The 12,804-nt window shown below is 65.5% G+C and carries 11 protein-coding genes and 3 pseudogenes; 6 read left to right on the top strand and 8 right to left on the bottom strand.

From position 1 onward, the window contains the following. Positions 1-72: 72 nt before the first annotated feature. The 3 genes and pseudogenes from ACZ5CR_RS36740 to ACZ5CR_RS36750 form a co-directional block, all read right to left on the bottom strand. On the bottom strand, positions 73-1,011 hold the full coding sequence (locus ACZ5CR_RS36740) for a MerR family transcriptional regulator (protein ID WP_468865803.1): 939 nt from the start codon (positions 1,009-1,011) through the stop codon (positions 73-75). Positions 1,012-1,379: 368 nt separating this feature from the next. Further along, positions 1,380-1,646, bottom strand: a complete 267-nt coding sequence (locus tag ACZ5CR_RS36745; protein ID WP_468865805.1) for a hypothetical protein — start codon at positions 1,644-1,646, stop codon at positions 1,380-1,382. Between the two features lie 32 nt (positions 1,647-1,678). Beyond that, positions 1,679-2,943, bottom strand: a pseudogene (locus ACZ5CR_RS36750) (NF041680 family putative transposase); the annotation flags it as partial. A 1,018-nt stretch (positions 2,944-3,961) separates the two neighbouring features. Between ACZ5CR_RS36750 and ACZ5CR_RS36755 the strand changes: the two are divergent. The 4 genes from ACZ5CR_RS36755 (at position 3,962) to ACZ5CR_RS36770 (ending at position 6,951) form a co-directional block, all read left to right on the top strand. Then, entirely contained in the window at positions 3,962-4,423 is a 462-nt protein-coding gene (locus ACZ5CR_RS36755) for a hypothetical protein (RefSeq protein ID WP_468865807.1), read from the top strand. Between the two features lie 438 nt (positions 4,424-4,861). Beyond that, positions 4,862-5,077 (top strand): hypothetical protein, encoded by a 216-nt coding sequence (locus ACZ5CR_RS36760; RefSeq protein ID WP_468865809.1) that lies wholly within the window; start codon positions 4,862-4,864, stop codon positions 5,075-5,077. Positions 5,078-5,108: 31 nt separating this feature from the next. Continuing rightward, positions 5,109-5,771, top strand: coding sequence for a hypothetical protein (locus tag ACZ5CR_RS36765; RefSeq protein ID WP_468865810.1), 663 nt, complete (start codon positions 5,109-5,111; stop codon positions 5,769-5,771). A 58-nt stretch (positions 5,772-5,829) separates the two neighbouring features. Then, entirely contained in the window at positions 5,830-6,951 is a 1,122-nt protein-coding gene (locus ACZ5CR_RS36770) for an NB-ARC domain-containing protein (protein ID WP_468865813.1), read from the top strand. Positions 6,952-7,178: 227 nt separating this feature from the next. On the opposite strand, the gene ACZ5CR_RS36775 is transcribed toward ACZ5CR_RS36770, so the two are convergent. Further along, positions 7,179-7,622, bottom strand: coding sequence for a hypothetical protein (locus tag ACZ5CR_RS36775; protein ID WP_468865814.1), 444 nt, complete (start codon positions 7,620-7,622; stop codon positions 7,179-7,181). 128 nt (positions 7,623-7,750) lie between these two features. Here ACZ5CR_RS36775 and ACZ5CR_RS36780 point away from each other — a divergent pair, with 128 nt between their 5' ends. Beyond that, positions 7,751-8,962 carry an endonuclease domain-containing protein gene (locus ACZ5CR_RS36780; protein WP_468865816.1) on the top strand — a complete coding sequence of 404 codons (1,212 nt, stop codon included), beginning with the start codon at positions 7,751-7,753 and terminating at the stop codon, positions 8,960-8,962. A gap of 167 nt (positions 8,963-9,129) precedes the next feature. On the opposite strand, the pseudogene ACZ5CR_RS36785 reads toward ACZ5CR_RS36780, so the two are convergent. Together ACZ5CR_RS36785 and ACZ5CR_RS36790 are read right to left on the bottom strand one after the other, a co-directional pair. Beyond that, a pseudogene (locus tag ACZ5CR_RS36785) lies at positions 9,130-9,312 on the bottom strand (NF041680 family putative transposase); the annotation flags it as partial. Positions 9,313-9,453: 141 nt separating this feature from the next. Then, positions 9,454-9,846 carry a hypothetical protein gene (locus ACZ5CR_RS36790; protein WP_468865818.1) on the bottom strand — a complete coding sequence of 131 codons (393 nt, stop codon included), beginning with the start codon at positions 9,844-9,846 and terminating at the stop codon, positions 9,454-9,456. Positions 9,847-9,996: 150 nt separating this feature from the next. Between ACZ5CR_RS36790 and ACZ5CR_RS36795 the strand changes: the two are divergent. Beyond that, positions 9,997-10,152, top strand: a pseudogene (locus ACZ5CR_RS36795) (glycosyltransferase); the annotation flags it as partial. 144 nt (positions 10,153-10,296) lie between these two features. Here the strand turns inward: ACZ5CR_RS36795 and ACZ5CR_RS36800 are convergent. Next, the gene (locus tag ACZ5CR_RS36800) at positions 10,297-10,512 is read right to left on the bottom strand and encodes a hypothetical protein (RefSeq protein WP_468865886.1); all 216 of its coding nucleotides are present in this window, start codon (positions 10,510-10,512) and stop codon (positions 10,297-10,299) included. Between the two features lie 32 nt (positions 10,513-10,544). After that, positions 10,545-12,326, bottom strand: coding sequence for a reverse transcriptase domain-containing protein (locus ACZ5CR_RS36805; protein WP_468865820.1), 1,782 nt, complete (start codon positions 12,324-12,326; stop codon positions 10,545-10,547). Between the last annotated feature and the right edge of the window lie 478 nt (positions 12,327-12,804).

Consider the following 12,804-nt stretch of genomic DNA (forward strand, 5'->3'; position numbering starts at 1 on the left):
CGCCCTCGTCTCCTCTCCGCAGGCGATCACTTGGACTCATTCAGGGATCCGGAGCGGTGCCCACTGCGGTGACTATGCGGCAGGGTCATTTCGCAGGGCCTGGATGAGCCAGGGGTACACCGGGATCAGGTTCGGTACGACCTGCCAGCCGTTGACGATCCACACCAGCCGCCAGTATCGGTCCACCTGGGGATCGTGTGCCTCATCGAACTGCTGGGCCATCCAGTGCCGGAATTCCGTGTCAGGGGTGCGCGCGAACACCTCGGCGAAGCGGTCCACGAGGTCGTCGGTGACGGGTGTGCCCCTGTCGCTGAGCGGGTCGATGCCCGACTCCATGGCTTCGGCCACCTTCTGATGGGTGAACTCCATCAGTTCCTCGCCGGCATCGCATTCGATGTCGAGCGGGCGCCCGGCCGCCTGACGTACGGCCGTCCGGCGCATCCGGGCACGGAAATCCTCGTCGCCGACCAGCTCGGCGAGCTCCACCCACGCGGCGACCTGCTCGCTGGTCGGATCATCGGGGAGGACGGGAGTGGCAGCGCGAACCATGGCCACCGCGGCCGGGTCGGCATCCACTGTGCCGAAGGTGCCATCTATGAAATCGTCGATCAAACGTCGGCGTTCCTCGCCGGACAGCTGCGTGAGCTTGTGCATGAGCTTGGTCTCCTCGGGACTGGACCCGCGTCTGGCCACGACTCGTAGAACGCTCCGACGCAGTTGCAGCACCCGGATCTGGACGTCCATGGCGTCGGCGTGCGCCGCGGCGACTTCCGCCACCGAGAGCTCGCGGTCCAGTACCCGTTGAATCGTGGCCAGGTCCATGCCCAGCTCGCGCAGTGTGCGGAGGAGTTCCAGACGAAGCAGTGCGTCGAGGTCGTAGAGCCGATAGCCGGCGGGACTTCGGGTGGTCGGCGCTACCACCCCCGAATCGGAGTAGAACCGGATGGTCCTCACGGGCAAGCCGGTCTGCCGGGAAAGCTCCCCGATCGAGTAGAGGGTCGTAACGTCCATGTCCCCCACTCTGCTGTCTCCAGTCACTGGAGACTCAAGGCTATTCCCCAGCTGGGCCCCGACCGAGACGTCCTCCGAGTTGCTGAAGCATGCGTCGCGTTCTCTCCGCTGACCGCCAGGATGACGGGCACGCCTTGCACGCGCTGGGCGAGCGATGGCAGCGACATGCGTCACCCCTCGCTGGCGGCCTATGGCTACGAGCCCTTGGACTCATCATCTAGCGACCGTCGGCGAATTCCGCTCCGGAAGCGGCCGGGCAGGAAAGCCCGGGGTCACCAACCTTCGCTGACAACGCTCAGTCTTCGTTGCGAGAGGTCAATGGGGTGTGTCTCGCGTGCACCGCGGTAGGCGTCCCCTCAGCTTGCCGTTTAACCTCGGCGTGAGCTGAGTCGAGCGAGTGACTCTGTGGGCCAGCAGAACCATTCGAGAAGAGGGCTGGTGACCACGAACCAGTGGACGCTGATTCGGCCCTGCTTCTTGTCCAGGATCAGTGGGGCTTCATCCCGGTAGACGTAGCGGAGGTATCGGCGACGGACCGGCGCTCCTGCTATCAGCAGCACTGGCGAGGCGACAAGGATGGCCATCGGGACCAGGGCCTTCGCTGTGGTGACCTTCGCTTTCTCCTCGTATCGCATGCGCTCAGTGTGCTGAACCTCGAAGTCACTTGTCATCCTGTCCTGCGGGGTTTGGTGCCGACCTTGTGGTGAGCGGGTCGGCTGTAAGCCTCACCAATGGCGAGGACTCTGCCCACGTCATGACGGATGGCTTGGCGGCGGTTCTTCGAACCAGGGGTCCGGGCCGGGACGGTTTCGGTGCACCGGCTGGTGACCCGGTCTTCGCGTGCAGGTTTCTGAAGCCTCTACGGACGCGGGCGGGTGTCAGTCTGTTCGGTTCGGCCGGCCTTTCCCAGGGCCGCCGCAGGTCGGTGGCCAGTGGGCGGGCGAGCCGGAGCTGGGCATAGGCGGCGATCACCAACCACGTCCACCGGTCGGCCGCTTCCGAGTCGCGGAGCCGGGGCTTGGTCCAGCCGAGCGTCTGCTTGAACAGGCGAAACGTGTGCTCGATGTCGAAGCGTCGAAGAAAGGACTGCCAGCAACGGTCGACGTCCGTTTCGGTTGCACAGGTGCCCGACCACCACAGCCATACCGGCTTGTTGACCCCGCCGCTGGGCAGCTTCTCCACGACCAGGCGGATGATGGTGCCCTCGATGATGGGCAGCGGGCCATCGTGGTCGAGCCATGCGGCCCGGCGGGTCAGGCGCGGGTGCAGCCGGTCCCACGCGTGCGCGGTCGCCTTCCCATAGAGGCGGGTGTCCGTGGCTGTTACTGCCTGCTCGGTGCCCCAGGTTGCCGGGTCGCCGAAGACGAACTCGCCGCCATGCTTGGGCGGCCGACCGCCCTTGGGGTCGTAGACCCGCGGCGGTGTCGGCCGCCGCATCACGCGATCCGAACGGAGCCGCCCGACGATCTCGACGGGTAACCCCGCGAGCAGATGGGCGATGCGCGGAGCGTCGTAGCCGGCGTCCAGCACGACCAGGACCTGCGGGTCGCCCGGCCGCCACTGGCCGGCGGCGACCAGCCGCTCGATGACTTCGCGGACCTTCACTGTGGTCACCGCAGCGACATCGGCGCCGGGCTCCAGTCGGACGGCGTCCAGCACCGCCGTCCAGGACGTGCGGCCGGTCTCCAGCGCGGCCACCACCGAGTACGGCCAGCCCGGGACCAGCTGGTGCTTGCCCTCGCCCCGGCCGAATGTGTGGCAAAAGGCCCGGTCAGCACAAGTGTTGGCATCCGGCCTCAGCCACGGAGAGATGTCCACGGCCAGCACCAGCCGGCCATCCGCCGCCCTCGGCAACGGCACCCCGGCCAGGGCACGAGGTCTCCTCTCGACATGCTCGGTCTGCACGCGGCTATTTGCCGAGCCGCCGTGGCCCACGCAAATATGCCGAAAGCATCAAGGCGCCGCCCACTAGCCCAACGACTCCAGCAGTCACGCTCCACCAATCCGTGGGGTCACTCAGCACAGCGCCTTTAATAACCGCAAATATGCAGATCGCTACACATGTGAGCGAGAATACGAGCGGCTTCTTTCCGGACATAGTGTCTCTTTCTGAATCGTTCGGCAGAATTACACGCCGTCGCGGGGCAACCGCGTGGTGGGCGGCGGAGCAATCTGCCCCACCGCCCAACCAGAAAAGGCAACCTCCGACTAGGGCTAGCCGTAAGTAATGATCTGTCCACCCTGGTCTGTGATAAAGGCCCCTGCACCGCAACCCGCGAGAGTCACGCCAGCGGCGCCGCCGGGACCCAAGGTACTGCCGTAAGCGACGGCACCTGTTTCAACGGCGGCTCCCATGCCAGAGACGCATCCAGATGCCATGGTGCCGATTCTGCTGAGTGTCGGACCCGCCTTCTTCAGCCCTCCCCAGGCTTTCTTTGCGCCCTTTCCGACAGCGTCGCATGTCCCATCCAGAAAGCTGGGACACCCGATGAGTCCGGTCGGGTCGATGGTGTTGACGGGGTCGCCCGCGGCGTAGAGGTAGGGGTTCTGTTCCTGGCCAGAGGGGTCGGGTGACCTGCTCATCCAGCGCCGCGGCCGCCAGTGGCGTCACTGGCTCAACCGCCCCCGCCTGCGCCGCTCCACTCCCCTGCTGCGCGTCCTGACCCCCACCCCGGGTCCCGACGGGCTCCCGGACTTCTCCCACGCCACATCCCGCCCCTATCCCCCCTACCTGCAGGCCGCGACGTGGCACGCCCTCAACCAGCGTGTCCCCGCCAGCGGAAAGCCACTGCGCCTGCGCACCCCCGAAGACACCCACCCGCTCCTGCAGAGCGTCTACGCCGCCTCCCCTCCCACCGGGCCGGACCCGATCCATGCCCAGCTCCACCGCCTGTTCGACGACTGGCAGCGTGACCTGACCGCTGAAAACGACCAGGCCGAAAGCCGCCGCGTGGAGCCCTACCCCGGCGGCGAACCGTGCACCGTCGACGACCTCGCCTCCGGCCCCGCCCACGGTGACGACGACGACCCGCACCGGCCGGACCACCTCACCGCCCGCTCACGCCTGGGCACCCCCAGCCTCAACGTCATCGGCCTCTACCAGCACCCCCACCAGCTCCACCCCACCTGGGACCCCCAGGGCCGACTGCCCGCAGACCTCACCCGCTACCACCCGCTGCGCCAGTCCGCTCAACACCGCAACCAGCAGCGCCAGATCCTCCTCAACACGGTCCGCATCCCCCACACCTGGCTCCACACGCTGCCCCACGCGAGCGCGTGGACTATGCCCGAGCCCGGGGCGCTCCGCGACAAGCCCGTCCTCCTCCTGGCCCCCGACGGACGCCCGCTGAACCCCGCCCTACGCGAAGACCTGACCTACCAGCCCGACACCGGCCTGTCCTGCCGCATGTGACCCCTGCCGACCGATACCGTCGCTACCTCCCGTACGCACGGGAATGAACCGGGGTTTCCAACATGTCGTAGGCATACGACTCCCCCATCCCTCCGCATGCCCGGGGATTCAGCCGCTCCCCGGCACTCGGGGACGGCCGCGAGCGGGCCGTGCCCTCGGCCTGAACGACGCCGGGCCTTGTCCGCCGCACAAGCGCGCCAAAGGCCCTCACCCTTCCTCGGCCGGTGGCGGCTCCGTATACAGGCAATAGGTGCACCTGGACGTCGAGTCGAGGCCGCCCATGCACCGCCGGCAGGTGCCCCGGTCCCGGACAGGGCCGCGGCCGTCCGCGCATCCCGGGCATGTCATCACCGGCTGGACAAAGCCGAAACCGATCACCCACCCAGCGCCCTCGGCCTCCTGGCGCGCCATCCGGGAGACTTCGTCCGCGGAACGCTCATGCCCGTCATCGCCCGTCTTGACCGCCAAGAAGACGGCGAGACAGTCATCGCCATCGCAGACGACAGCCACTCCCGTTGGCATCCGTTCTCCTCCCCCTCGCGCGGCACGCTCGGCAGCAGTTCCAGCCGCCCGCCTCCATTCGTGCCCAGCATGACCATCTTGCGGAAGCCGAACCGCTGCGCGCTGGCGATCGGCAGGCATCCGCCGATCTAGGCCGATACTCGCCCCTGGCCTGGAACGCTTGATGACCGACTCCACGGTCAGCTCCCGCGACGAGACCGGCCACTTCGTCCGCTGGTCGGTACAGCACCGACATGCCCGCGGCCTGACCTATGGCACCGTCCGCTGGACAGGCCCGCTCAGCACCATCGACAGCGAGAAACACTGGGCCGACGCCCGGCGCCTTCTCAACGACGACACCCTGCCGACCCCGGATCGCGTCTCGGGACTTCTGCTGATCCTCTACGCACAGAAGATCGCCACTATCAGTCAGCTCACCGTCGAAGACTTCGACTTCGACGGCGGCACCGTCTCCACCACGTTCGGCACCTCGCCGGTCGTCCTCCCCACGCCGCTGGCCAGCCTGGTTCGCGAGCTCATTGCGACCCGACGCGGCAAGGCCCAGATCGGCACACCAGAGGACGTCCCCTGGCTGTTCCCCGGCGGCCGCCCCGGACACCCGCTCGGCGACGACCGGATCGGCCAGCGCCTCCGCAAGATCGGAATCCAGCCGAGGCAGGACCGCTCCACCGCGCTGTTCACCCTCGCCACGGAAGTCCCCGCCGCGATTCTCGCCCGGATGCTCGGGGTCCACATCAAAGTTGCCGTCCAGTGGCAGCAAGCATCAGGCGGCGACTGGGCCGCCTACGCCGCCGATGTCAGCAACCGCGTCCCGGAGAACCGATGAACACTCAGGAGCCGCTGATGGGTAACGTGTTACCAGGTCTAGGGGCGAGGGGGGATCAGTGACCAGACTGCGGGGGGTAGCGATCGGGCTGACGGTCACTGTGGTCGTGGCGACTGCCCTGCTCGCCCTTGCGAGTAATTCGGCGACTGAGGATGCTCACTGGCCGGGCATTCTTGATGCGTTACGAGAGCATCCATGGACAGCGGTTGCCGTTCTGCTCACGGTGGCGACGGTGGCGACCATCTTGCTGACCACCGTTTCAACACGCCTTTCCGCCGTCGAGGAGGATCCGCCAGCCCCTGGGCCAGCCGAGATACCAAACTGGGTAATCGGCCGCTCCCAAACCGAACAGGCCATCGCCGCCGTGTGTTCCTCCCGACGTGGAGCCGCCGGCATCACTGCGGTGCTTGAGGGTGCTGGCGGGTTCGGCAAGTCTACGATTGCCGATCTGGTCTGCGCGAACCGCAGGGTGCAGCGGCGCTTCCGCGGCCGAGTCTTTCGGGTCACTGTGGGACGTGACGTCCGCGGACGCGCAGCGATTACGGCCAAGGTCGGTGAGGTCACACGCTTCATCACGGGCAATACCGAGGTGTTCCAGGACCCGGAGATGGCAGGTGCGCACCTTGGTCGCTTGCTGCAAAAACACTCCCGGACCCTTCTTGTGCTTGATGATGTGTGGGAGGCGGAGCAGCTCAGGCCGTTCGTGATCGGTGGCAGCAATTGTGTCCGGCTGGTTACCACGCGTCGTCCGGCAATTCTTCCCGGGGCGGGCCATCGACTCGTGGTTGATGAGATGTCCCCGGCGCAGGCACGTCAGGTGCTGATGCGCGATCTCCCGCCGCTGCCTCCGGAATGTGTGGAGGAGCTCCTGAGAGCCACGGGGCGTTGGCCTCTGTTGCTGCGTCTGATCAACAGGGCGGTATTCGCCGAGAGTAGCTTCGTCGCTGACGAAGACGAACCTACCAGGATGACGGCAGCTGCGGCAGCATCACAACGCATTTTGCGGCAGATGCGCGCAGTGGGACCGACGGCGGTCGACGATCCGTGGGAACTCATGGAGCTGGACGACCCGAGACGTCGGGCCAAAGCGGTGCGGGCCACCATCGAGGCCGCTGCTGGGTTGCTGCCGGAGCACGGGGGGGGATCGATTTGCCGAACTGTCCGTGTTCGCTGCGGATGAAGCCATCCCTCCGGCCTTGGTCGAAGCCTTATGGCAGAGAACCGCAGGGTTGAGCTCTACCGCTTCCCAAGCCCTACTCAGGAAGATTAGTCCCTGGCGAGATCCACTGCCTCGTAGCAAACGAACCCTGTGACCAGGTGTTCGTAAGCGCGCAGTGGGATTTCCACGCTGTTCAATGCTGCCCCTTCGATGGACTGGCGTACCTGTTCATGTTGCTGGTGCAGGACCTATCCGGCGCTGTACGCGGCTTGCAGCCGTGTATGCAGGTCACGGGTATCGGCAGCGGAGAACGCAGTCACCTCGGCCCCGTCCGCATCGACCGCGATATTCCACTCGCCGTTGCCGTCAGCCGACACTTGGATGGGCGGCTGAGCCATCCACATCACGTCAATGCCGCGCCGGACCACAACGCCGATGAGGCCGGACTGCAGCACCGTGCCGCCACCGCCAGGTCCCATGAGGAGGTCAGCGAGCGCCTCGGTGGCGTTGTCCCCCCGCACGCTTTCTGAGATCACTGAGCACTCACCGTCGCCTACGTTCATGAGCGTCACCGCCATGTGCGAACAGTCCTCATTCCGCTGCCACGGCGGAATCTTCCAGGTGAAGGTCATTGGCCCATCTTGCCCAAACTGCATGGCAGTTGAAGCCTTTGAGCCGAGCTTGTCGCTCACTGCGACAGCTTTCAGCCGTGCCTACGCGCGGACGCGGCCAGTAGGCGCCCCGCCGCGAGATATCTCGGTACGCCCCCTCTTGCCCCTGATCAGCAGCAGATGTCAGAGGCCGCTGCCATCATCCGGCCATGCTCATCAACCCGAAGTCAGCGTGCGTCACCTTCGAGGACCTCACGCAGAGCTGCGCCCTGCCTCTCATTCCGAACCTCCTGCTCCGCACCAAGACGCTGCGCCATCACGGTCACATCGTCATTGGAGAGGTGGCGCTGCGCGGCTACAAGCACAAGGCGCGCTGGGTATACGACGATCGAGACGTCCAAGGCGCCGGCCACGCTCTCGCGGAACTCCCCCTCGACTTCGACGATCTCGTAGAGGTTCACCTGCCCGTCGACTACCGGGCATCCGGCGCGGAGTTATTGGATCACTTCGACTGGCGGCGCCAGCTGATGCAGTGGATGTACGACGCCGCTTTCCACAAGGCATTCCGAGAACGCCTGGACACCGAGGACTGGCGCTCTTCCTGGCGGGCCATCGGGGAGAACGGTCTGCCCGGCGGGCTCACGATGGATGAGTTCGTCACCGCCCGCAGCGATACGCCGTACTGGCACAACATCGCCGGTACTGCACCACGCGCCCTGATGACTTGGGCAGACGGCCAGTGGCTCCTCCCCCGCGTTTACACAGAGCTCCTGGACCGCTCGGACCAGGTAGAGGAAGACCTGATCAACCGGGCCCGGACCTGCTCCGGCTGCCAGGCCCGAGGACCACGCTGGGCCTGGCGGACCTGCACGATCTCCCACGGCTACGTCACCCTCTGCCCACGATGCTCAGGCGCGACCTACCAGGACTACCAAGGCCATCTCGACGGTGTGCTCTACGACGCGGTACGGCGCACCCAGCGCGCCGACGACTACCTGTGCCGACTCTGCGCAGAGCGCCGGGCCTTCACCTGGGACCACTGCCACGACCACGGATACGTTCGCGGCCCCCTCTGCGCCAGCTGCAACACCTTCGAGGGCAAGAGCCTGCACTTCCTGGAACGAACCGGAAGCGTGCCGCACCTCCTTCAATGCCGAAGCTGCCGTGAGCAGCACACTTTCCCCCGCCGATTCCACACCGACGTGATCCGCGACCACCTGGAAGCCACCGAACGGCACGGAGGCTGTCGAAGCCGTCCCCACACCCGGGAACGAGAACGCGAGCACGGCGTGCACCGGTTCACGCTGATCTGCACCGCACACCCCACCCGAAGTTGGACCAGGGAAGTCGACGCGACCCAAGTAGCCAGCCTCGTACGCACGTTCATCGACAAGATCTTGAGCGACCAAGAACCCTCGTGACATCAAGCAAGCCGCTCATCTACCCCCTGCCAGGGGCAGCTGTGGGCCCCGGTGACGGCGCCCACAGCTGCCCCTGCTGCCGCCTCGGTGAGTCATTGCTCTCCGCCGTGAAAGCCTTGGGGAGTTGGCTCCCACGAGCTCAGCTTGTCCTACCGTTTTGGCTCGGGCCCACGCCGGTGTTCCGCCAGCAGCGTCAGGTCGACCGGTGAGGTCACCGGGCCGTCCTCACAGAGCATCGCGTCGCACAGCTCGAACAGCGTGTCACCGCGCCGGGTCAGACACGTGTAGAGGTCCTCCCTGAAATGGGACGTGAAGTCGAACGCCTCGTGCCGGGCACTGTGGTCCAGCAGACTCACTCCTGCGGCCTTACGTATGAGTGCGTTTGCATGACGGGACGCATGTTCCCGCGAGCGCCGTCCGCCTGTCCGGTGAACTCCCCAGCGAGCGCCGATGTACGGGTCACTGTTCGAGGCCCGTGGCTGAAGGGCGGTTCAGCCGGCTGCCATGACATCGGCCAGGCTCACAGCGGGGCAGCCGAGCATCCCCGTCAGCACGCGACGCTGGCGCTCGGTCAGGGTGGACAGGAAGAGCGCCGCGTCGGCGTCCGTCTGCTCGCAGAGTGCGGCTACTTCGCGGGCCTTTCCGTAGCTCAGGAGAGTCCGTGAGGAATAAGGGAGGGCCATCTTCTTGGCCCCGCCGTCCGAGACACCGCGGCGCTGAACGATACGGCCCACAACGCGCACACCGTGCCTCGTCGCCTGCTGGGCCGCCGTGTCCATCAACGCGGCGAAGTCCTTCTGTTTGCCGGAGAAGTAGCCGACGAGTACAACCTCAGTCCCCGCGGCGATGGCCGGAGCCTGATGCCGGACCGTCGCTGGCCGCACGTGACGGGCTGGTCGTCGATCGCGCCTTCGATCCTGATGCATGGCTTGCAGGTTAGAGGCGCTGCTGCCTGCGCCGACACAGATTTTCCCCGACCGGCACAACCAGCGCGATCATTCCGCCGAGGGGCGACCGAGGTTAAATGCCAAGATCAGAACCTGTTCGGCAAGGTGGCCGCTGTGGTCCACCACGGCGGCGCGGGAACGACACTGACGGCGGCTCGTGCGGGCACGCCCCAAGTGGTGATACCTCTCCAGCTGTCGGACAACCCCTACTGGGCGGGCCGGGTGGCGGCATTGGACCTCGGTCCGGTCGTCGAGGATGTTCTGGCCGACAGCGAGCCAGGCTCCATCACCTGGTCGGACTTGGATGACGCGCAGAGCCTCTCGGAGCAGACCGACACCGAGCAGGAGTCCAGGCCCTTCGGTGTCTGGGTCAGCAGTGTCGGAGCCTCAGCTTGACTGGTGCTGCCCGTCCACACGGACGAGTCGGCGGTGGCAGATGAGGGTTGCGGCTATGCCGGTGAAGGCGAGGAAGTGCTCTGCCTTGCGTTCGTAGCGGCGGTGGAGTCGGCGGCAGCCGGCGAGCCAGGACGTTGGGTCGGCCGCGCGGCGAGGTGCCTGCCGTGGCAGGTCCTTTTCCGCGCGGCCTCCCGCCGAACCGAGCATGACGGTTTCCTGGTCATCCGGCTCTCCAGTGACTACGACGTGAAGGGCTTGGTCGCCTGCACCTCGTGGATCCGATCGTGGCAGACATCGCAGGCCACGACCGTTTTGCGGCGTCGATCGAGCATGACGCGCGTCCAGTCGGACGGCGGCCATCCGGCATGAGCGAGATCGGCAAGGGCGCGAATGTGATGCACCTGCACATCACCGTTGCGCCCGCAGATCTCGCATGTGTCCGCCAAGAGCCGTGTGACCAGCTCTTTGTGCGGATAGTCCACCCACGTTGGCCGCCGGTCGACCACCTTCGCCGACCGCTGCCGATAGAGGGCTATTCCACCGAACCGCGCCACCAGTGGTTTCCTGTTCTCCCGTTCAATGCGTGCCTCGAAGCAGACTCGGGACCCGTGATCCGTGTCGACTCTGGCTTTGTGCTTGGCTGCCATCTTCGACACGGATGAACGGTGCTTGGCCGCAAGGGTCTTGAGCATGGATGTCTCCATGACCCATCGCAGTCGATGCAGCCGGGAGACATCCCCGGCGAGCAGGTAGTACTGGACAATGCCCCGATAGACAGCCCCGAACGTGGCAACGATCGCATGATCGCTGCTGTTGATGAGGGCATCTCGCTTTGCGGGTTTGCCACGGGCGAGATAGGGGGCACTTTTGGTCTTGATCATATCCAGAGGGACACGAAGGGCGATCTGACCGTTGACTCGTCGGTAACGGCCGGTCTTCTTCGTGTCGTTGTGCTGGATCGCGATATCGTAGCCGAGGAACCTGGCTGCCTGGGTACGGCCGTGAGTGATCAGCGTTTTCTCCTGGGAGCGTTCCAGCTTGAGTTCTTCACGCAGGAACGCTGCCAGGCGTTGCTTGATCTTCTCGGCCTCGGCTTTCGGTCCGGTGAATCCGAGGAGGTGGTCATCTGCATAGCGGACGTAGCGCAGCCTCCGGTATCCCGGATCATTTGGATCCGAGCTCGGCAGGCTGACCATTCGCTGCCGCAGCGTCCGGGCCTGAACCCGGTCACCGCGCCGGCGAGCCTTCGCCAGTAGATTCTGTAGCTCCAAATACGCCGGATTTCGGGCCCGACGTGCCCCTCGGGTGTACTCCGGAATCAGTACTGTCTCTACGAACTCGTCCAACTTATGCAGATAGATGTTGGACAGGATCGGGGAGGCCACTCCGCCTTGCGGCGCTCCGGAGAGCGTGGCTCCCCACTTCCAGTCCTCCAGGTATCCGGCTGTCAGCATGTTCCGCACCAGCCGCAGAAACCGCTGGTCATGGACCTTCTCACCGAGAATCTTCAGCAGGACCTGGTGGTCCAGGCTCCCGAAGCAGTCGGCGATGTCGCCCTCGATGAACCAGGCTGTCCCGGTCCAGGTGTGAGCCACTTCCCGCAGCGCGGTATGGCACCCACGACGAGGGCGAAACCCATGAGAGCGGCCGGAGAACATCGGCTCGCAATACGCCTCCAGTAAGAGGCGGACGACTTCGCCAACAAGCTTGTCCGACCATGTCGGCAACCTCAGAGGCCGCGTCTTCCCATTCTTCTTTGGAATATGAACGCGCCGGACCGGACGGAAGCGATAACGCTCGTGCCGCATCGCCTCAATGATCCGGTCGATCTTCCTCTGTGACATGCCGTCAGCAGTTTCCGGTGTGACCCCGGGCGTCATTGCGCCATGGTTAGCGTAGATCCGCCCGTAGGCCAGCAGATACAACTGCGGATTGAACAGTTGTCGATACAGTTCCTCGCACGGCAGGCCACGCCTGCCGCGTTCACGCAGGACACCCAGCACCGTTTCGGCGCTCTGCATTTCGCATACCTCCCGAGTCTGAAGGTGCCCGAATCACCTGGCCCCCTTCGCCCTGCGGACGGCTCTCCCGCCCTCCCTGGCCGGTCGTTGCTCCGGCGACTACTACGAGGCCTCCGTCGCCATAGGACTCGCGTCCCGTAGGCGATCCCACGTTCGTCTCTGTTTGTACGTTCTAGCGCGACGTAGGCGTCCCACTCATCTCCTTGAATGTCCTCGCTGGACATCGCCCCGAACTCCGGAGGTGCACCGGCCGCACAATAGAAGCCAGTGCAGAGCACGGCGTCGGTTTCAGCTGTCTTTCCGACGGATGGGAACTTGCATCTTCTGGAGATTGGGATTCAAACAATTCAGTCTTCGCCGTATCACGCGGGCCACCCAGCACACCGTCCCTGACAACTGGACCCGGTCACTGATTTTCTGACATGCTTTTGTCCCCTTCGCCTTTCGGTTCCAGGTAAGTCATCGGGCCCAGAAACCT

It is taken from the genome of Streptomyces sp. NPDC031274, from assembly GCF_055570235.1.